18 protein-coding genes and 1 pseudogene are annotated in these 20271 nt (G+C 67.3%); 11 read left to right on the top strand and 8 right to left on the bottom strand.

Annotated elements, in window-relative coordinates:
• A pseudogene (locus ACLFRM_RS05295) lies at positions 1-357 on the top strand (hypothetical protein); the annotation flags it as partial.
• Between the two features lie 15 nt (positions 358-372).
• On the opposite strand, the gene ACLFRM_RS05300 reads toward ACLFRM_RS05295, so the two are convergent.
• Positions 373-2097 (bottom strand): protein kinase domain-containing protein, encoded by a 1725-nt coding sequence (locus tag ACLFRM_RS05300; RefSeq protein WP_410754680.1) that lies wholly within the window; start codon positions 2095-2097, stop codon positions 373-375.
• A 7-nt stretch (positions 2098-2104) separates the two neighbouring features.
• Positions 2105-2644 carry an FHA domain-containing protein gene (locus ACLFRM_RS05305; RefSeq protein ID WP_410754681.1) on the bottom strand — a complete coding sequence of 180 codons (540 nt, stop codon included), beginning with the start codon at positions 2642-2644 and terminating at the stop codon, positions 2105-2107.
• Between the two features lie 238 nt (positions 2645-2882).
• On the opposite strand from ACLFRM_RS05305, the gene sixA reads away from it, so the two are divergent.
• Positions 2883-3389 (top strand): phosphohistidine phosphatase SixA, encoded by a 507-nt coding sequence (gene sixA / locus ACLFRM_RS05310; protein ID WP_410754682.1) that lies wholly within the window; start codon positions 2883-2885, stop codon positions 3387-3389.
• A 75-nt stretch (positions 3390-3464) separates the two neighbouring features.
• On the opposite strand, the gene ACLFRM_RS05315 is transcribed toward sixA, so the two are convergent.
• The 4 genes from ACLFRM_RS05315 to ppk1 all read right to left on the bottom strand — a co-directional run bounded on the left by ACLFRM_RS05315 (position 3465) and on the right by ppk1 (position 8895).
• Positions 3465-4814, bottom strand: a complete 1350-nt coding sequence (locus ACLFRM_RS05315) for a sigma-54-dependent transcriptional regulator (RefSeq protein ID WP_410754683.1) — start codon at positions 4812-4814, stop codon at positions 3465-3467.
• 5 nt (positions 4815-4819) lie between these two features.
• Positions 4820-6451, bottom strand: coding sequence for a sensor histidine kinase (locus tag ACLFRM_RS05320; RefSeq protein ID WP_410754684.1), 1632 nt, complete (start codon positions 6449-6451; stop codon positions 4820-4822).
• Positions 6448-6711 carry a PP0621 family protein gene (locus ACLFRM_RS05325; protein ID WP_410754685.1) on the bottom strand — a complete coding sequence of 88 codons (264 nt, stop codon included), beginning with the start codon at positions 6709-6711 and terminating at the stop codon, positions 6448-6450. Before ACLFRM_RS05325 ends, ACLFRM_RS05320 begins: the two co-directional genes overlap by 4 nt.
• Before the next feature lie 108 nt (positions 6712-6819).
• A complete protein-coding gene (gene ppk1 / locus ACLFRM_RS05330) occupies positions 6820-8895 on the bottom strand; it encodes a polyphosphate kinase 1 (RefSeq protein ID WP_410754686.1) in 2076 nt (691 codons plus the stop codon).
• Positions 8896-9086: 191 nt separating this feature from the next.
• Here ppk1 and phoU point away from each other — a divergent pair, with 191 nt between their 5' ends.
• Positions 9087-9809: a phosphate signaling complex protein PhoU gene (gene phoU / locus ACLFRM_RS05335; RefSeq protein ID WP_410754687.1), complete on the top strand. Its 723-nt coding sequence runs from the start codon at positions 9087-9089 to the stop codon at positions 9807-9809.
• Positions 9810-9874: 65 nt separating this feature from the next.
• Here phoU and ACLFRM_RS05340 read toward each other — a convergent pair whose 3' ends face one another.
• Complete coding sequence (locus ACLFRM_RS05340; protein WP_410754688.1) at positions 9875-10330, bottom strand: phosphate-starvation-inducible protein PsiE; 456 nt, start codon at positions 10328-10330, stop codon at positions 9875-9877.
• A gap of 123 nt (positions 10331-10453) precedes the next feature.
• Between ACLFRM_RS05340 and ACLFRM_RS05345 the strand changes: the two genes are divergently transcribed.
• The 5 genes from ACLFRM_RS05345 to ACLFRM_RS05365 all read left to right on the top strand — a co-directional run bounded on the left by ACLFRM_RS05345 (position 10454) and on the right by ACLFRM_RS05365 (position 14142).
• Entirely contained in the window at positions 10454-11437 is a 984-nt protein-coding gene (locus ACLFRM_RS05345) for an aldo/keto reductase (RefSeq protein ID WP_410754689.1), read from the top strand.
• Between the two features lie 166 nt (positions 11438-11603).
• Positions 11604-12602 carry an MBL fold metallo-hydrolase gene (locus ACLFRM_RS05350; RefSeq protein WP_410754690.1) on the top strand — a complete coding sequence of 333 codons (999 nt, stop codon included), beginning with the start codon at positions 11604-11606 and terminating at the stop codon, positions 12600-12602.
• A gap of 88 nt (positions 12603-12690) precedes the next feature.
• The gene (locus ACLFRM_RS05355) at positions 12691-13239 is read left to right on the top strand and encodes a hypothetical protein (RefSeq protein WP_410754691.1); all 549 of its coding nucleotides are present in this window, start codon (positions 12691-12693) and stop codon (positions 13237-13239) included.
• Between the two features lie 7 nt (positions 13240-13246).
• Positions 13247-13588 (top strand): TraR/DksA family transcriptional regulator, encoded by a 342-nt coding sequence (locus ACLFRM_RS05360; protein ID WP_410754692.1) that lies wholly within the window; start codon positions 13247-13249, stop codon positions 13586-13588.
• 104 nt (positions 13589-13692) lie between these two features.
• Positions 13693-14142 (top strand): hypothetical protein, encoded by a 450-nt coding sequence (locus ACLFRM_RS05365; protein WP_410754693.1) that lies wholly within the window; start codon positions 13693-13695, stop codon positions 14140-14142.
• Positions 14143-14314: 172 nt separating this feature from the next.
• On the opposite strand, the gene uvrA is transcribed toward ACLFRM_RS05365, so the two are convergent.
• Positions 14315-17146, bottom strand: a complete 2832-nt coding sequence (gene uvrA / locus ACLFRM_RS05370) for an excinuclease ABC subunit UvrA (RefSeq protein WP_410754694.1) — start codon at positions 17144-17146, stop codon at positions 14315-14317.
• A gap of 174 nt (positions 17147-17320) precedes the next feature.
• On the opposite strand from uvrA, the gene ssb reads away from it, so the two are divergent.
• From ssb to selA, 3 genes are all read left to right on the top strand, one after another.
• A complete protein-coding gene (gene ssb, locus ACLFRM_RS05375; protein ID WP_156575176.1) occupies positions 17321-17881 on the top strand; it encodes a single-stranded DNA-binding protein in 561 nt (186 codons plus the stop codon).
• A 220-nt stretch (positions 17882-18101) separates the two neighbouring features.
• Positions 18102-18815 carry a thioredoxin-dependent peroxiredoxin gene (gene prxU, locus ACLFRM_RS05380; RefSeq protein ID WP_410754695.1) on the top strand — a complete coding sequence of 238 codons (714 nt, stop codon included), beginning with the start codon at positions 18102-18104 and terminating at the stop codon, positions 18813-18815.
• 90 nt (positions 18816-18905) lie between these two features.
• Positions 18906-20271, top strand: a 1366-nt coding sequence (selA, locus tag ACLFRM_RS05385) for an L-seryl-tRNA(Sec) selenium transferase (RefSeq protein WP_410754696.1), incomplete at its 3' end; no start/stop codon positions are given.

The raw sequence follows: 20271 nt of genomic DNA on the forward strand, positions 1-20271 counted from the left end.
CGCGAGGCCAACGAGCCGACCTCCTCGCCGAACGACAGCGAAACGCGCGCCGAGCGGCTGCAAGGCGAGGCCCTCGACCTGTTGGCCGACGACCGCCCCGAGGCGGCGCTCGAGCGGTTCGAGGCGGCATTGGCCGAGGACGAGGATATCGAGCCCGCGGCCAGTCGCGCCCCGGCCCTGCGCGAACGGCTGGTGGACGAGTACCACCAGCAGGCGATCCTGCGCTATCGCAACCAGGACCTGAACGAGGCGATCGCCCTGTGGGACCGGGTGCTGGCGATCGACCCGGGTTTCGAACCCGCGCGCACCTACCGGGCGCGCGCTCGCGAATTGCAGCGACGCGTCGATCAGCTCTGACAGTGAGGGCGACGGCTAGCGCGGGGACTGGTTCGGCGCGCCTTCGTCGGCCGGTGTGTCGTTCGGGGACTCACCTGAGGGGCTGGTCGGTTCGATCACACGCGTCGGCTCGGTGTCGACGGGCGGCTTCGGCCGGTCGCCCGGTGCGTCGCTCTCGCGGCGTGAGAGGGATTCGCTCATCAGGTTGAAGGCCGTGAACAGGCGGCCGAACTCGTCGCGTCGCACCAGTCGGATCCGGTGACCCGTCTCGCCCCGGGCCATGCGCATCAGTGCATCGCCCAGCACGTCCAGTGGTGCCAGCAGGCGTCGGAACAGCCACCAGGCCGCACCCAGCACCACCACCAGCGTTGCCAGCAGGGCGGTGAGCATCGCGGTGAGCGTGGTGTGATTCGCCGCGGTCAGCGGGGCGCTGTCGACCCCCAGGCGCAGGGTGCCGATCGGGTGCTGCTGGTAGCGGATTGGCACGTCGAACAGCAAGAGGGACTCGCCGGTGTTTGTGGGCTGCGAGTCGTGATGGCTGACGATGCCGTCGTCGAGCTCGCGCTGCCCGGCCTCGGGGAAGGGGGGCAGGGTCGCGCCGACCTCTCCGGGGCTGGCGCTGGCGATGACCTGGCCTTCGCGATTGGCCACGGCAAGGTGGCGTATCTGGTCGTTGCGTTGCATGTCATCTACCAGGGCACGCACGGCCACCCGGTCGTCGAGCAGCAGGTCCTCGGCAGTCTCGTGGGCGATGGTGCGCCCCAGTGAGGCGCCGAAGTCGAGGGCCAGGCCGGTGAGCGCCTGGTCCTGCTTGACGTAGACGGAGGCAAGCCCGGTCAGCAGGGTGACGGTGAGGATGGCACCGAGGATCGCCGCCCAGCGCAGCCGCATCGGCAGGATCCGGGTCGCGATCGGGTCGGCGCGCAACCGCTCGAGTTCGCGCTGGGCGTGTCGCAGGTCGTCGATCACCTCGTGTCCGTGCTGGTAGCGCTGATCGGCGGACGTCTGCAGCAGGGTGTGGGTGATCCCCAGCAGCACGTCGGGCGTTGCCGGGTCGCGCGGCAACAGCTCCGGGGAGGGGCGGTCGTGGCGCTCGGCCATCAGGCGGTCGATTTCCGTTTCCCGCCACGGCTTCTCTCCGGTGAGCAGCCAGAACAGCAGCACGCCCAGCGAGAACAGGTCGCTGCGCCCGTCGGTCGCCGCGCCGCGCAATTGCTCGGGCGACATGTAGGCCGGTGTGCCGGCGACCGTGCCGTCGGGCGCCTCGTCGCTGTCGGCCAGGCGTGCCACGCCGAAGTCGTTGACCTTGGCGTGCGTCCAGCCCTCGACCAGGATGATGTTCTCGGGCTTGATGTCCTGGTGGACCACGCCGTGGCGATGGGCGAAGTCGAGTGCGGCGGCGATCTGGCCGACCAGGTCGAGGATGATCGTCACCGGTGGGAAACCCTCGCGGGCGACCCGTTCGGCCAGGGTCTCGCCGCGCAGGCGCTCCATGGCGATGTAGGGACGACCGTCGGCCTCGCCGACGTCGTAGATGGTGACGATGTTGGGATGGGTCAGCGTGCCGGCGGCGCGCGCCTCGGTGAGAAAGCGGCGCCGGTAGGCGTCGTCGCGCGCGACCTCCTCCCGGAGGCACTTGATCGCGAGATGACGATTGATGCTTGGGTCGAAGCCGGCGTAGACGATCGACATGGCGCCCTCGCCGAGGACACCCTCGATACGGTAGCGGCCGATGGTTGCCGGTGTCTCCCGGGCCGTCACGGCCGGTTCAGTTCCAGATCAGGGCGAAGGCGATCGCCATGGCGGCGAGCAGCAGCCCGGCCACCAGCCAGTGGCGCAGGCCGATCCGGCCCTCGTCGGCCTCGCGGGTGAGGAAGACGAACTCCGCCTGGCCAAGCCGCACGCGATCGCCGTGCTTGAGGGTCGCCTCATGCACCCGCTGGTCGTTGACGAAGGTGCCGTTGGTCGACAGCATGTTCATGATCACGTGGTGGCCCTGCTGGTTCAGGATCCAGGCGTGCGAGGAGGAGACGCTGGGCTCGTCGAGGACGATGTCGTTGTCCTCGCGGCGACCGATGGTCTGTCGGCCGGCGCGCAGGGTGAAGCGTCGGCCCTCGATGCCGTCGCTGAGCCCCTCGAGGACGGGTTCGGCGACCGAGGCGCGCTCGTTGCCGCGCGTCTCGGCGGCCTCTGCCTTCTGGCGTATCTCGTCTGCCTGGAAGAGCATCGTGCCCTGAGGGCCGGCCGAGCGATTGCCCCGTGTCTGGGCCTGGGTGGAGCGGGCATCCTGCGCGTCGCGGCCTTCCATGTCGTCTCCTCGCAATCTGAAACTGGCTGGGCCACCATCATAGCTTATCTGCAGGAATGGCCCGGTGATCGCCCGTTGATCCCGGGTCGTGAACCGATGGCCCGTCCCGCGGTCCATCTCTTTCGCGGCGCCCGAGTCATATTGTCACAATCCGGTAGCTTGCCGGGTTCAGGATGCCGCCCTGAATACCCATCTGGTGGCGTGACGTCATGCCACCATCGAACCTGCGAGACCCGTCATGGACCTGTTGCTCATTCGACATGCCGCCGCGCAGGACCGCGAGGCCTTCGCCCGCGAGGGACGTCCCGACGCCGAGCGCCCGCTGACCAAGCGTGGCGTCGAGCGCATGCAGATGGCCGCACGTGGCCTGACCACCATGGCCTTGCCGATCGAACGGCTGGTCACCAGTCCGGCGGTGCGCGCGGTGCAGACCGCCGAGATCGTCGCGCCGGGCATCGAGCAGCGCCGGATCGAGCAGGATGGGGTGTTCGCCCCTGATGCGCCGGTGAATGCGGCCGTCGAATGGCTGCGCAAGCAACCGCGCGTAGAAGGTATGGCCGTGGTCGGCCACGAGCCCAGCCTGGGCCAATTGGCCGAATGCCTGCTCTCCGGGCGACCGTCGGGCAACCTGCCGATGAAAAAGGGCGGCATGATCCTGATCCGCTTCGACAACGCGATCGGCTACGGCAACGGCAAGCTCGTCTGGGCGCTGCCGCCGGCCGTATTACGGGCGCTGGCGGACTGACGCAAGAGGTCAGGAAAAGAGCCGAGAGGGCACAGGCTGCCCTTCTGACATCTGACCCCTGATTCCTGCCGTCTCCTATTCGACGCCCCACTTCTGCAATCGATACCGCAGCTGGCGCAGGGTCATCCCCATCTGACGGGCAGCCTCGCTGCGGTTCCAGTGGGTCTGCTGCAGGGCGGCGAGCACGTCGCGTTGCTCGTCGGTCTCCGGGATGAAACCGGGACAGGCGGCGAGCGCCGAGGCGGGTTCCTCCTCGCCGGTCATCATCGGGTGCGGGGCGACCGCCTCGACGGTGATCTCGTCGCCGTCGGTGAGCGCCATGGCGCGTTCCATCAGGTTCTCCAGTTCACGCACGTTGCCGGGGAACGGTTGCGCCGCCAATGTCTGAAAGACCGCCGGGTCGATGGACGGCACCGGGCGCGCGTCGCGCGCGGCGAGCCGGGCGACGATGGCCGTGGCCAGGGCCGGCAGGTCGTCGAGGCGTTCGCGCAGCGGCGGCACGCGCAGGCCGATGACGTTCAGGCGGAAGAACAGGTCCTGGCGAAAGCGGCCATCGATCACGGCCTGCTGCAGGTCCTGGTGCGAGGCCGACACGATGCGCACGTCGATGGGCAGCTCCTCGGTGCCGCCCACCGGGCGCACGCGCCGTTCCTGAAGCACTCGCAGCAGGGATACCTGCAGGGTCAGTGGCAGTTCGGCGATCTCGTCGAGGAACAGCGTGCCGCCCTCGGCGGCGCGGAAAAGGCCCGGCTTGTCCCGGGTCGCGCCGGTGAACGAGCCCTTGTGGTGGCCGAACAGCTCCGACTCGATCAGTTCGCCGGGGATCGCGCCGCAGTTGACCGGCACGAACGGCCCGCCCGCGCGACTGCTGTGGGCGTGGACCTCGCGGGCGACCAGCTCCTTGCCCGTACCGGACTCGCCCTGGATGAAGATGGGTGCCTGCGAGCGGGCCAGGCGGCCGATCATTTCGCGCAGCCCACGCATGGCGCGGGACTGGCCGATCAGCGAGGAGCCGCCGCTGTCGGGCTCGCCGGTGGCCGTCGGGTCCGACCGGTTCGGCTGCAGGTTGCGCGCGTCACGCAGCAGGCGGCGCAGGGTGACCTGCTCGATCGGCTTGTTGATGAAGTCGAAGGCACCGGCCTTGAGTGCGCGCACCGCGGCCTCCACCTGCCCGTGGGCGGTGATCACTGCCACCGGCAGGTCGGGGCGTCGTTGGCGGATCTCGTCGACCAGGTCCAGCCCGTCCCCGTCGGGCAGGCGCATGTCGGTCAGGCAGAGGTCGATCTCGTCGCCCTGGCGATCGAGGTGTCCGCGGGCCTCGGCCAGGTCGGCGGCCTCGAGGGTCGGCACACCCTCGCGCTTCATGAACAGGGTGACCAACGTGCGGATGTCCGGCTCGTCGTCCACGATCAGGCAATACGCCATACGTCTCAATCCCTTGCTTGTGTCGTTGCCGTTTCGGTCGCCGACGCCCCCTCCGCCATCGGCAGGCTCAGCCGGAAACAGTTGCCGTCCGCCCCATCGGCCGGCGGCTCGGCCAGCGTCAGTTCACCGCGGTTGGCCAGCGCCAGTTCACGCGAGACGAACAGGCCCAGCCCGGTGCCCTGCGAGTGCGTGGTGTAGAAGGGCTCGAACAGGGCGTCACGGTCGGTCGCCTCGATGCGCGTGCCGTTATCGCACAACTGGAGCTGCCAGCGTCCGTCCCGGCCCGCCGCGATACGCAGCCGAACGGCGAGGTTCCCCTCCGCCGGGCGTCCGTGACGCTCGGCATTGTCACAGAGATTGTCCATCACCTGCCACAGGTGGGTGGTGTCCACCCGGGCCGGGGCGTGCTCTACCTCGGCATCAAGCTGGATCGTGAACGGCTGGCCGGCGGCCTTCCAGGCCTCGCGGCGCCGGTCGGCGAAACGGTCCAGCCACTCGACCAGGTCGATCTCCTGGGTGTGCACCACCGGCGCGCGGGCCGCCCCCAGCACGTCCTCCACCAATCGGTTGATGCGGTCGCTGTGGCGCGTGATGATTCCGGTCAACTGCTCGCGTTCGGCGCTGGTGCCCGAGGCCGGCAAGAGTTCGGCGGCCTGGCGGATGGAGGAGAGCGGGTTGCGCACCTCGTGGGCGATCGAGGCGATCAGGCGGCCCAGCGCGGCGAGCTTGTCGCGCCGAACCCGCTCGTCCTCGGCAGACAGGTCCAGCAGCACGATCAGCGCGCGCGGGCCCAGTGCGGTCTCGATGCGATGGAACTGGGCGCGCAGGCGGTGCGGCCGGTCGACGTCGCGCTGCTGATCACCACGCCCGGCATACCAGGCCCGCAGGGCCTCGCAGATACCGGGATGCAGGTCCGGCAGGCGGTCATGACTCGTCTCGTCGGGCGCCTCGCCTTCGCCGAGCATCTGCCGCGCGGCGTCGTTGATGTACTCGATCCGTCCCTCGGGGTCGGAGACGATGATGCCGTTGTCGGTCTGCTCGATGACCCGCAGCGCCAGCTCGGAGAGGTAGCGTACCTCGCGCTCGCGGGCGTGGCTCTGGTGCTCCCACAGGGCGGCGCGCCGCTCGAAGGCGATCACCAGCACGGCGATCAGCAGCAGGGCGGCGCCGAGAAAGCCGGAGTTCGTCAGGTGGTCGGCGTCCGCCTGTGTCCAGGAGGCATAGATCGCCTCGCCCAGCACCAGCAGCACGCCAATCGCGGCGTAGCCGATCGCCGCCCTCCCGCCGTGCAGTACCGCCGCGATGCCGATGGCGATCAGCAGTGCGAGGGCGATCGGCCCTTCCGGCCCGCCCGAGGCATGGGCGACCAGCATCAGGCCGGCGAGATCGCCGGCGGTGTGCAGGTGGACCTGCGGGCGGAACGGCAGGACACGCAGTTCCAGCAGCCACTCGAAGGCCATGGCGAGGAACAGGTAGGCCCAGGCGGTGACCATGAACAGCGAGGCGTCGGCCTGGCCGAAGACCGCCGGCCCACGGTCGGTCAGCGCCGCGGCAGTCAGGGCCAGGGCCAGCAGCAGGCGATAGGCGTTGGCGAGCCGCAGCCCGCGCCAGTTCTCCGTGCCGGCCGGCTGGATCATTCGGTCTCCCGGTCGCTTGCCTCAGCGCGCGCGTCGGCCCGCGCCTGGGCATGTTCCCAGCTGCAGAAATCCTCGCCCTCACGCCGCACCGCCTTGTCCTCGGGCACGAACATCCCGCAGTGTGCGCAGCGCACGGATTCCAGCGCGCGGGGCTCGGGCGCGTCCTTCCGTTGTGCCGCGCGCAGGCGGTTGGCCTGGCGGACGGCGAAGAACAGCCCGACGACGAGCGCGAGGATGAGCCAGAACAACAGCTTGAGCATGGGTGGACGGTTACCGTTATTCGGAATGACGATGGCCGACAGTATCGCATGCCGCCGGCCACCCCGACGGCACGGGGCCCGGGCCGACCGCCTGGCGTCACGTGTCCGTCACGCCTTGCCCAGATCGGCGATCAGGGAGTGCTGGGCGTTGAACGGCTTCTCGCCCTTGGCCGGGGTGATGCGGCGGTACTCGCCGGCCGCGGTCAGCTCCCAGGCACCGGTGTTGTCGGCGAGATAGCGGTCGAAGGCCTCGTCGATCACCCGGGCGCGGATCTCCGGGGTGTCGACCGGGAAGGCCGTTTCCACGCGGGCGAAGAAGTTGCGCGGCATCCAGTCGGCACTCGAGAGGAACAGCTCCTCGTCGCCGTCGTTGTGGAAGTAGAACACCCGCGGGTGTTCCAGGAACCGGCCCATCACCGAACGCACGTGGATGTTCTCGGACACGCCGGGAATGCCCGGCTTGAGGCAGCACACCCCGCGGATGACCAGCTCGATGGTCACCCCGGCACTCGAGGCCTCGTAGAGTGCCTCGATCACGCGTTTCTCGATCAGGGCGTTCATCTTGGCGCGGATGCGCGCCGGGCGGCCGTTGCGGGCATGCGTGGTCTCGCGGCGGATGCGTTCGAGCATGCCGTCGTGCAGGGTGAACGGCGACTGCAGCAGGCGCTTGAGGCGGATGCCGCGACCGAGGCCCGTCAGCTGCATGAACAGCTTGTTGACGTCCTCGCCGACGAAGCGGTCGTCGGTCATCAGGCCGAAGTCGGTGTACAGCCGCGCGGTACCCGGGTGGTAGTTGCCGGTGCCCAGGTGCACGAAGCGCTTGAGGCGGTTGCCGTCGCGGCGGACCACCAGCGCCATCTTGGCGTGGGTCTTGTAGCCGACGATGCCGTAGGCGACGTAGGCGCCGGCCTTCTGCAGCCGCGTGGTGATGTTGATGTTGGCCTCTTCGTCGAAGCGCGCGCGCAGCTCGACCACCGCGGTGACTTCCTTGCCGGCGCGTGCCGCCGCCTCGAGGGCATCGACGATGGCCGAGTCCTTGCCGGTGCGATAGAGCGTCATCTTGATCGCCACCACCCGCGGATCGGTGGCCGCCTGGCGGATGAACTCCACCACCGGCATGAACGACTGGTAGGGGTGGTGCAGTAGCACGCTGCCCTGCTGCTCGATGGTCTCGAAAATGTTGCGGTCCGGGTCGAAGTCCGCCTCGAGTCGCGGCGTGAACGGCGGGTCCTTGAGTTCGGGACGGTCGATCAGCCCCGGCAGGGCCATCAGCCGGTGCAGGTTCACCGGGCCGTGGACCTGGAACACCTGCCGCTCGTCGAGGGCGAAACGCTCGCAGAGAAAATCGATCATGTCCGCCGGGCAGTTGTCGGCCACCTCCAGGCGCAGGGCATCGCCGTAGTTGCGCTCGAACAGGCCCCCCTGCAGGGTCTGCAGCAGGTCGTCATCGTCGTCGACGTCCACCGCCAGATCGCTGTTGCGCGTCACCCGGAACTGGTAGCAGCCGGTCACGGTCATGCCCGGGAACAGTTCGTGGACGTGGGCGTGGATCACCGAGCTCAGGAAGACGAAGCCGGCTGGCCCCCCGGCTGCGGCCTCGTCCATCTGGATGATGCGCGGCAGGGCGCGGGGTGCCTGCACGATCGCGAGCCACGCCTCGCGGCCGAAATCGTCGTTGCCCTCCAGCGAGACGATGAAGTTCAGCGACTTGTTGAGTATCCGCGGGAACGGGTGTGACGGATCGAGGCCCAGCGGGGTCAGCAGCGGCAGGAGTTCGCGGCGGAAGTACTGCTTGACCCACAGCGCCTGGGCCTCGGTCCAGTGGGTGCGGCGCAGGAAGTGGATGTTCTCCTTGGCCAGCGCCGGGATGATCTCGCGGTTGAGCGTCTCGTACTGGTCGTGGACCAGGGCATGCGCCTGTTCGAGCACGAGATCCAGTTGCGTCTGCGGGGAAAGCCCGGCGTCGTCGGGGCGACTGATGCCGGCGCGAATCTGCTGGGTGAGCGTGCCGACGCGCACCTCGAAGAACTCGTCGAGATTGGACGAGGAGATGCAGAGGAACTTGAGCCGCTCGAGCAGCGGCACGTTACGGTCCTGTGCCAGTTCGAGCACGCGGCGGTTGAAACCGAGCAGGCTCAGTTCGCGGTTGATGAAGGGCAGGGGTTTCTCGTCGGTGGTTGTCATTATTCTGCAAAGTAAAGTCGGTTAAAGTATGTTCATTTGGGCGGCCGGCCCTTGCGTCTGGTGGCCGTCCAGTCTGCCCGGCGGGCATGACAGGGCCGTTACGACCTTCATGTCCTCGATTGGCCACCCCCGCCACGAGTAAACCCCAGCAACCGGGCCGAGACAAGCCGCTTCAAGGAGATCCCGAGCAAATGAGCGATAAAGACACGCCCAACCTGACGCCGCATACCCTCACCCGTTACGACGACGATCTCGGCGCGCTGCGATCGCTGCTGATGAACATGGGCGGCGTGGCCGAGCAGCATTTCGACGACGCGCTGGCCTACCTGCTCGACGGGGACGCCGAGCGTGGCCGCGTGGCGATGGAGCAGGACTACGAGATCGATCGCCTCGAGACCTCCATCGACGAGCTGGCGATTCACATCATCGCCCGTTACGCGCCCACCGCCAGCGACCTGCGCGCGATCATGGCGATCGTCAAGGCGATCACCGACCTCGAGCGCATCGGCGACAAGTCCGAGAAGCTCGCGCGAATCGCCGAGGAGGTAGGTCCGACGCTCCAGTCCACTTCGTTTGCCACCCACTTTCGCGTGATGGGCCGGATCGTCAAGGGCATGATGCACGATGCGCTGGACGCCTTCGTCCGCCAGGACTACGTGGCTGCCGAGGAGATCATTCGCCGCGACACGCACGTGAACCACGAGTACAACATGGTTCACGACGTGCTGCTCGATTACATGGCCGACAACCCGAACAAGGGCGATCTGAGCCTGCGCATGCTCTACTGCATGCGAGCGATCGAACGGATTGGCGACCACTGCGCCAACATCGCCGAGTACGTCATATTCCAGCAGAAGGGCATCGATACCCATCGAGGGGATGCCGACGAGGGTAAGGAACGTACCCACATCTGACCGGGCAATCGCCTTGTCGACGGGCAGGATCGAAACGGGCCGGCATCATGCCGGCCCGTCTCGTTTCAGGCATCGTCGCTCGAGTCACGTTGCCGCCATTTGGTCTCCGGTGCCTCCAGGTCGAGCTCGTTCTCCGGATACGGCAGCTTGAGGTGTCCGTACCGCAACAGCAGGACCGTGCCGGCCAGGATCAGCATGGTCGCGCCGACCGCCAGCATCTTCCACGCTTCGAGATCCTTGATTTCGAGCACCAGGAATCGCGCCAGTGCGATGATGCCGATGTAGATCGGGAAGCGGATCGGCAGCCGGCCGGTCTGCAGGTAGGCGCCGATCATCGCCAGCACCTCCAGGTACAGGAACAGCAGCAGCAGGTCGGCAAGCGTGACGTGCCGGGCGTCGATCATCTCGCCGATGTCCTGGCCGGCGGCGACGAAGGTGGCGATCAGGATCACCACCAGGCCGAACAGTTCCAGCCCTCTGACGACGCGGTGAATCGGTGGTCCCAGGTGGAAACCCTGCATGCTAGCCTCTCCTCGTGCTTTGGTGGCCGGTGTCGGGCCACCGGTTTTGTCTCCGTCAACTTTACCCGCTTGGCGGGTCAAAGTTGATGCCATCCCCTTGCGAATCGAGAGCCACCGTTGTTCATGCCCGAAAAACGCCTCACCCTTCCGCAGCCTCGCATCGGTCTGGGGTTGGCCGCCCTGGGCCGACCCGGTTACATCAACCTGGGTCACGGCGAGGACATGCCCGACGACCGCGGCGTCGAGGCGATGCGCGCCCATTGCCACGCCATGCTCGACGCCGCCTGGCGACACGGGGTGCGTTACGTGGATGCCGCGCGTTCCTACGGTCGCGCCGAGGCATTCCTGGGCGACTGGCTCGCGGGGCGGCCCGAGCCGCAGCGTCCGACGGTGGGCTCGAAATGGGGCTACACCTACACCGCCGGCTGGCGGGTCGATGCCGACGTCCACGAGGTCAAGGAGCACAGCCGCGAGGTGCTCGATCGCCAATGGGACGAAACACGCCAGGCGCTCGGGTTTCCGCCCGCGCTCTATCAGATCCACTCCGCCACTCTCGACTCCGGCGTGCTGGAGAACGCGGCCGTGCTCGATCGTCTCGGGGAACTGCGCGACCAGGGGGTGGCCGTCGGCCTGACCACCAGCGGCCCCGCCCAGGCCGAGACCCTGGGCCGCGCGATGGCTGTCGAGATCGATGGCCGCCCGCTGTTCGCTGCGGTGCAGGCGACCGCCAACCTGCTCGAACCGTCGGTGCTGGGCCAGCTGGAAAAAGCCTCCGAGGCCGGCATGGCCGTGATCGTCAAGGAGGCGGTCGCCAACGGCAGGCTCACCTCGCGCAACGACCGACAGGGGGATACTGCGGCCATGAAGACCCTGGATGCGGTGGCCGGACGGCACGGCGTCGGCCGGGACGCGATCGCGATCGCCTGGCTGCTGGACCATCCCTTCGTGGACATGGTGCTTTCCGGTGCGGGCAACGAGACGCAACTGGTCGCCAATCTCCGGGCGTCGGCGGTGTCGCTTGCGCCGGCGGACCGCCGGGCCCTCGCGGCGTTGGCCGAGTCCGCCGGCTCGTACTGGAAGACGCGTAGCGGACTAGGCTGGAACTGATACAATCAATAGGTTGATTGAATGTTCATTAACGCACGTGCTTCCAAATCAAAAACCTGAATGGCGTTGGGCTTGTTTCCCGTCGGCAACAGCGAGATGGTTAGGGGGCTAAGCAATTACATCCCGGACAATCGGGAATGCCGTTACAAGGCAAGGAGGGGTACCCATGCTCAATGATTGGATGAGAGACACGCGCAATCTGGCCGGCAGCGCGCTGCTGGCGATGGCGACCACCGGTCTGATAGCCGGTCCGGCCCTGGCCGAGGACGACAATCCGGAAGACAAGGCCCCGGACTCGATCCTTTACGACATGCCGCAGGAAGTCACCGATGACGTCTGGTCGGCGATCGGTGCGACTCAGCCGTACACCTACGAGAACTCGCTGCACAACAACAACCTCTCGTTCGTCATCGGCGAGGATGCGGTGCTGGTGATGAACGCCGGCGCCTCTTACCAGCTCGCCGAGGCCCTGCACGAGGAGATCAAGAAGCAGACCGACGTGCCGGTGAAGTACGTGGTCAACGAGAACGGCCAGCTGCACGCCGCCATGGCCACCGGTTACTGGATCGAGCAGGGCGCCGAGGTGATCGCGCACGTTGACGCCGCCGAGTACTACGACGACCATGCCGCCGAGTATCTCGACCAGCTCAAGGACATCGCCGAGGAGAAGGCCGAGGGCACCGAGGAGGCCGTCTCCGTGAGCCGCACCTTCGACGACCGTATCGAGCTGGACCTGGGTGGACTGACCGCCGAAGTGGTCTACTTCGGCGAGGCGCACTCCCCGGGTGACATCTCGGTGGTCATCCCCGAGCGCGACGTCGTGATCGCCGGGGATATGGCCTTCAATGTCCGCATGCTGCCGATCTTCGAGTACACCGACACCGCCGCCTGGCTGGAGACCTGGCCGAAGTTCGCCGAAGTCGCCGAGGGCAAGACCATCATCCCGGGCCACGGCGGACCCACCGACCTCGAGACGGTCGAGCACTACACCGCGGACTACCTCGAGTTCCTCCGCACCGAGATCGGCAAGATCATCGACGAGGGCGGCACCCTGCAGGATGCATACGAGCTTGACCAGAGCCAGTTTTCCCACTGGCACACCTACGACGAGCTGGCCGCGCGCAATGCCGGGCGCGTCTTCGAGAAGATGGAATTCGAGTTCTGATCGACCCGACAACCGGTCGCAACGACAGCCGTCCCGGGCCTCCCGCGGGCGGCTTTCTTTTGCATGACGGCTTGGAAGCGGCCCGCCGATGAGCTTTACTTCGAGGATGTTCGTGATCGTGCACAAGGAGGAAATGCTCATGCGCCGATTGACGCTGGGCCTGATGGTCATGCTGCTGGCCGGTCCGACGGTGGCGGGCGACGTGCCGCGACCGGACGACTCGCACGCGTTGCAGGGCATCGAGGAAGGGCGCATCCTGTGGGATGTCACCCTGTCCGATCCGGATGCCCTGCTGGCCCGACTCGGCGTGATCGAGCAGACCTATCGCGACCTGGAGCGTCAGGGAGTGACGCCGCGGATGGTGTTCGGCTTTCGGGGTGGCGCGGTGCGTCTGCTCACGCGTGATGCGGCCGAACGCGATATCGATAACGCCCAGACGATCCTGGAGATCCAGACGAAGCTGGCCGAGCTGCATGCCCTGGACGGCATCGATCGCATGGAGGTCTGCTCGATTGCCAGCCGCCGCGCGGGCATTACCCAGGCCGACCTGGTCGAGCCGTTGGTCGAGGTGGGCAATACCTTCGTCTCCGCCGCCGCCTACGCGCAGCGCGGCTACACCAAGATCAAGATCGACTGACCGCCCCATGGATGAAGCCCTGCGAGAGGCACTCCGCGCGCAGTTGCTCGAAAGACGCGAGGCATTGCGACAATTGCTGATCGGCAACGCCGAGTCCGCCGCGCGGGTGGAGATCGATAATTCGTGCCAGAGTCAGCTGTCTCGCGTGGAGGCGCGGCAGGATCGAGAGATGGCCCGAGCCGTCTGCGCTCGGTGGGAGCGAGAGCTCGCGCGCATCGAGGGCGCCCTGCGCCGGATGGAAAACGACGAGTACGGCGACTGCTTCGTCTGTGGGGAACCCATTCCCGCCCGTCGACTCCAAAACGATCCCAGCGTGACGCGCTGCGTCGAGTGCGCCGCAACCGAATAGGAGAACCCGTGATGAACCGTGCGAACACTCTGTTGGCTGGCGCCATGGCCGTGACGTTGGCCCAACCCGCCTTGGCGGAAGAAGCGCCCGAAGGGCTCTATTCCATGAACGCCCTGATCGGGGCGGACGTCTTTCTCGCCACCGACGAGAACCGCGAGGTGGGCGAGGTCGAGGACGTGCTGGTCGCCGAGAACATGAAGGTCCATGGCCTGGTGATTGAACTGGACGCTGACATCGACGGCGTGGGTAACGACGACCACCGCTTCGTCGAGGTGCAGCAGTTCTCCGTGGCGACCCGCTCGAGCGACCGACTCGACCGCGTGTCCTATGCCGTGTTCCTGAACGACGAGCTCGACCAGGTGCGCGACTACCCGCGTGTCGACAACGACTGGTGGGCCGATACCAAGGCAGCCGCCGCCGACATCTGGTCGAACACCAAGTCGGGCGCCTCCAGCGCCTGGCGGGCGACCAAGGACACCACCTCCGACGTCATCGACAAGACCAAGGAAAAGACCCGCGACATGCTCGAGAGCCTGCAGCGCACCCTCGAGTAATCCCTCGAGTAATCCCCGTGGGAGCGAGCCTCGCTCGCGAAAGCCGCGTCAGCGGCTGTGCCGGCAAACGGGATGCCCGCGATTCGACCCGGACGAGATGGCCCGGACCGGGACACGCGCCAACGGCGCGTTTGGCGAGCTGGGCTCGCTCCCACAATGGGGCGGTGGCCGGTCAGGCCTTCGCCGGCGCCAGCATCCGCTCGAGGTAATACCCGGTGTACGAACCCTCCACGGTGGCGACCTGCTCGGGGGTGCCGGAGGCGATGATCCGCCCGCCACCCGAGCCGCCTTCCGGGCCGAGGTCGACGATCCAGTCGGCGGTCTTGATCACGTCGAGGTTGTGCTCGATCACCACCACGGTATTGCCGTGGTCGCGCAGGCGGTAGAGCACACGGAGCAGTTGCGCCACGTCCTCGAAGTGCAGGCCGGTGGTCGGCTCGTCGAGGATGTAGAGCGTGTGGCCGGTGTCGCGCTTGGCCAGCTCGCGCGAGAGCTTGACCCGCTGGGCCTCGCCGCCGGAGAGCGTGGTTGCGTTCTGCCCGAGCTTCACGTAACCCAGCCCGACGTCCATCAGGGTGGACAGCTTGCGGTGCAGGCTGGGCACCGCCTCGAAGAAGGCGGCCGCCTCCTCGATGGTCATCTCCAGCACGTCGGCGATGGTCTTGTCCTTGTAGCGGATGTCCAGCGTCTCGCGGTTGTAGCGCGCCCCGCCGCAGACGTCGCAGGGCACGTACACGTCGGGCAAAAAGTGCATCTCCACCTTGATCACGCCATCGCCCTGGCAGGCTTCGCAGCGCCCGCCCTTGACGTTGAAGGAGAAGCGCCCCGGCGTGTAGCCGCGTGAGCGCGCCTCCTGGGTGCCGGCGAACAGCTCGCGGATGGTGGTGAACAGACCCGTGTAGGTCGCCGGGTTCGAGCGCGGCGTGCGTCCGATCGGTGACTGGTCGATGTCGATGACCTTGTCGAGCTGCTCGAGCCCGTGGATGGTCTCGTACGGCGCGGCGGTTGCGCTGGCGCGATTGAGCTGGTGGGCGCAGATCTTGTACAGGGTGTCGTTGATCAGCGTCGACTTGCCCGAGCCGGACACGCCGGTGATGCAGGTGAACAAGCCCAGCGGGACATGCAACGGGTCACCGGCGAGGTTGTGGCCTGTCGCCCCCTCGAGGGTCAGCATCTTCTCGGGATCGGCGCGGTGACGTTCGGGCACCGCGATCTCGCGCTTGCCGGAGAGGTACTGCCCGGTCAGCGAGTCCTGGTTGGCCTCGATCTCTTTCGGCGTGCCTTGGGCGACCACCTGCCCGCCATGCGCGCCCGCGCCGGGGCCGATGTCGAGGACGAAGTCGGCCGAGCGGATGGCGTCCTCGTCGTGCTCGACCACGATCACCGTGTTGCCGAGATCGCGCAGGTGGGTGAGCGTGCCCAGCAGGCGGTCGTTGTCGCGCTGGTGCAGGCCGATCGACGGCTCGTCGAGGATGTAGGACACGCCCACCAGCCCCGAGCCGATCTGGCTGGCCAGCCGGATGCGCTGGGCCTCGCCGCCCGAGAGGGTCTCCGCGCTGCGGTCGAGCGACAGGTAGTTGAGTCCCACGTCGTTGAGGAACTTCAGGCGCGCGCGGATCTCGCGCACGATCGGCGTGGCGATCTCGCCGCGGGCGCCCTCCAGCGCCAGCTCATCGAAGAAGCCCGCCGAGTGGCCGATCGACCAGCGCGTGACCGTCGGCAGGTTGAATCCGTCGATGAACACGTGCCGCGCGGCGCGGTTCAGGCGGGTGCCGTGACAGCTCGGGCAGGCCTGTTCCGAGATGTAGCGCGCCAGTTCCTCGCGCACCGCCTGCGACTCGGTCTCGCGGTAGCGCCGCTCCATGTTGGGCAGCACGCCCTCCCAGGGGTGGGTGCGCTCCTTCGTCCGGCCGCGCGGGCCGATGTAGGTAAACGCGATCTTCTCCTTGCCGGACCCGTGCAGGATGACCTCGCGCAGGTCCTCGGGCAGTTCCTCCCACGGGGTCTCCAGGTCGAACTCGTAGTGACGCGCCAGTGAGGAGAGCAGCGCGTGGTAGTAGGCGTTGCGTCGGTCCCAGCCGCGCACCGCGCCGGCGGCCAGCGACAGCTCGGGGTTGATGATCACCTTCTGCGGGTCGAAGAACTGCTTCACGCCCAGCCCGTCGCAGCTCGGGCAGGCGCCGACCGGGTTGTTGAACGAGAACAGCCGGGGCTCGAGCTCGCCCAGCGAGTAGCCACACTTCGGGCAGGCGTGCTTGGAGGAGAAGACGTGTTCCTCGTCGGAATCCATGGAGACCACCATCGCCTGCCCGTCGGCCAGGCGCAGCGCGGTCTCGAAGGATTCGGCCAGCCGCAGCTGCAGGTCGTCGCGCACCTTGAAGCGGTCGACCACCACCTCGATCGTGTTCTTGGTCTTGGGATCGAGGGTCGGGATCTCGTCGATCTCGTAGACGGTGCCGTTGATGCGCACCCGCAGAAAGCCCTGCGACTGCCATTCGGCGAACAGCTTGTGGTGCTCGCCCTTGCGGTTCTCGATCACCGGCGCGAGCAGCAGCCACTTGGAGCCCTCGGGCAGGTCCATCACGTGGTCGACCATCTGCGAGACCGTCTGCGCGGTCAGGTCGATGTCGTGTTCCGGGCAGCGCGGGATGCCGGCGCGGGCGTAAAGCAGGCGCAGGTAGTCGTAGATCTCGGTGACCGTGCCCACCGTCGAGCGCGGGTTGTGCGAGGTGGTCTTCTGCTCGATCGAGATCGCGGGCGACAGCCCCTCGATGGTGTCGACGTCCGGCTTGTCCATCATCGACAGGAACTGGCGCGCGTAGGCCGACAGCGACTCGACGTAGCGGCGCTGGCCCTCGGCGAAGATCGTGTCGAAGGCCAGCGACGACTTGCCCGAGCCCGACAGCCCGGTGAAGACGATCAGCTTCTCGCGGGGCAGGTCGACGTCGATGTTCTTGAGATTGTGCGTGCGTGCGCCGCGGATGCGGATGAACGGATCGGCCATGGTGCAGGGAAGTCGCTCGTGTGAGTGTGCCCGCCGCCGGTGGGCGCGGAACCGAGTAGTGTAGCCGAATGCAAGACGATCTCGTTGCCGGGATATGAATGCTTTATAGTGACGGTTTGCGCTCGCAAGGGCCGGTGACGCGACCGGTCGGCAGGAACCACAAGGAGTTTGAATATGGCTAGCCGCGGTGTGAACAAGGCAATCATCATCGGCAACCTCGGGGTCGATCCGGACGTGCGCTACCTGCCGTCCGGCGGGCAGGTCACCAACATCCGCGTGGCCACCTCCGAGCAGTGGCGCGACAAGACCACCGGCGAGAACCGCGAGAACACCGAGTGGCACCGCATCGTCTTCTTCGGCAAGCTCGCCGAGATCGCCGGCGAGTACCTGAAGAAGGGCAGCCAGGTCTACATCGAAGGCCGCCTGCAGACCCGCAAGTGGCAGGGCCAGGACGGCCAGGACCGCTACACCACCGAGATCGTCGCCAACGAAATGCAGATGCTCGGCGGTCGGCCGGGTGCCGGTGGCGGTCAGGGTGGCGGCTACGGCGGTGGCCAGCAGGCCAGTCAGGGTGGCTACGGTGGCGGTTACGGAGGTGGTGCCGCGGCCGGCGCCGGTGCGGGCTACGGTGGCGGCCAGTCGGACTACGGCGCGCCGCCCCCGCCGCCCAGCCAGGACCAGCGCCCGGCCAAGTCGATCGACGACGGCTTTGGCGAGGACGATATTCCGTTCTAGGAATCACCTAAGCGTTAATTGTTGCAATACCTACTCAAGCCCCTGACTCATCAGGGGCTTATTCGTTGGGCAGGGCCGCTCTCGGCAATGGCTGCGAGTCGAGATGGCTTCGGCTGCGCCGGCTTGTCGTTCGATCGTCCCGCGCTTGGCGCTATTGACCCGGGGTCGCGTCTTGGCTAGCTTCAATAGCGCGTCTTTTGGCGTGATAAAGGAGGCAACCATGAGCGATGACTCCAGTTCCTGCGCACGACCGGCCTCCAAGGTCGCCTCCGGCCAGCCGGAGGAGTCGCGTGCAACGGAGCCAGTCCGTGAAGTAGAGGAACCCGTAATGACTGCACGAGTGGGCAAGCAAGCCCCGGATTTCAGTGCACCCGCCTACTACCGGGGCAAGTTCACCAACGTGAGCCTGTCCGATTTTGCCGGCAAGTGGATCGTGCTCTGTTTCTATCCGGGTGATTTCACCTTCGTCTGAGCAACTGAAGTGTCCGCGGTCGCGGCGAACTATCAGAAGCTCCAGGATCTGGGTGTCGAAGTCATTTCCGTCAGTGTGGACAGTCATTTCGTCCACAAGGTCTGGGACGACGTCGAGTTGAGCAAGATGGCCGACGGCGGCGTGCCGTTCCACATGGCCGCCGACCAGAACGGTGCCATCGGCCGGGCGTACGGTGTCTGGGATGAAGAGGCGGGGGTTGAACTCCGTGGCCGCTTCATCATCGACCCGGACGGCGTGATCCAGGCCGCCGAGACCCTGACGCCGCCGGTGGGCCGCAAGCTGTCGGAGACCATCCGGCAGATCCAGGCTTACCAGCACGTGCGTGAGACGAACGGCGCCGAGGTCTGCCCTGCCGGCTGGGAGCCGGGCAAGCCCACGCTCAAGCCAGGCCCCGACCTGGTCGCGAAGGTCTGGGAACACTGGCAGCCGACCGACGAGTAATCGTCGCCTAGGCTACCGGCCCGACCCCACCCCGCCCCAACCGGCGGGGTTTTTTTGGCGAGTTTTCCGAAAACCACGCAAGAGACGAGCATGGACGACAAGACGAGCGATCTTTCCCGACTGCCCTCGGTCGGCAGGCTGCTGGAGACCCCGGCCCTGGCCGAGTCGATCGAGCACCATGGTCGGCAAGTGGTGACCGAACTCGCCCGCCACGTGCTCGCCGAAACGCGGGTCGTGGCCCGTGACGGCCTCCCGGTGCCGGGAGAAGCCGAGTTGATCGAGCGAATCGTCAGGGCGGCCGAGATCCAGGCCCGTCCCGCGTTGCGACCGGTGTTCAATCTCACCGGCACGGTGCTGCATACCAACCTCGGTCGCGCGCCGCTGCCCGAGGAGGCGATCGAGGCCCTGACGGCCGCGGCGCGTTCGCCCTGCGCGCTGGAATACGATCTGGCCACCGGCCGGCGCGGCGACCGCGACGACGTGGTCGAGTCGATCATCTGCGAGCTCACCGGCGCCGAGGCGGCCACGGTGGTCAACAACAACGCCGCGGCGGTGATGCTGCTGCTCGACACCCTGGCCAGAAAGCGCAAGGTGATCGTCTCGCGCGGCGAGCTGGTGGAGATCGGCGGGGCCTTCCGCGTGCCCGACATCATGAGCCGCGCCGGGGCGAAACTGAAGGAAGTGGGCACCACCAACCGCACGCACCTGAAGGACTTTCGCGAGGCGATCGGCAAGAAGACCGCCATGCTGATGAAGGTCCACACCAGCAACTACGCCATCGAGGGCTTTACCAAGGCCGTGCCCGAGCGAGAGCTGGCCGATCTGGCCCATGAACATGACCTGCCCTTCGTGGTGGATCTGGGCTCCGGCACCCTGACCGACCTCTCGCGCTTCGGCCTGCCGCACGAGCCCACCCCGCGAGAGAGCATCGAGGCGGGCGCGGACCTGGTCACCTTCTCCGGCGACAAGCTGCTCGGCGGGCCGCAGGCGGGGCTGATCGTCGGGCGGCGGGATCTGGTCGAGGCGATCAAGCGAAACCCGCTCAAGCGCGCCCTGCGCGTGGGCAAGCTCACTTTGGCCGCACTTGAAGCGGTGCTGCGCCTCTACCGCGACCCGGACCGTCTGGGCGAGCGCCTGACCGCCCTGCGTCAACTGACCCGGCCCGAGGACGAGATTGCGGGAGTCGCCGAGCGATTGCGGCCCGCGGTGGAGCGCGCACTGGTCGAGCAGCCGGTCACCGTGAGCATCGCGCCGCTGCGCTCGCAGATCGGTTCGGGCTCGCTGCCGATCGACCGGCTGCCCTCGGCCGGGCTGGCCATCCGCCCGGAGGGCCGGCGCGCCGGCATCCTGCATCGCATCGAGGCCGGCCTGCGCGCCCTGCCGCGGCCCGTGATCGGGCGGATCGAGGACGATGCGCTGCTGCTCGACCTGCGCTGCGTCGAGCCGGGTGACGAGG

The sequence above is a fragment of the Guyparkeria sp. genome, from assembly GCF_046540515.1.
GTDB lineage: Bacteria > Pseudomonadota > Gammaproteobacteria > Halothiobacillales > Halothiobacillaceae > Guyparkeria.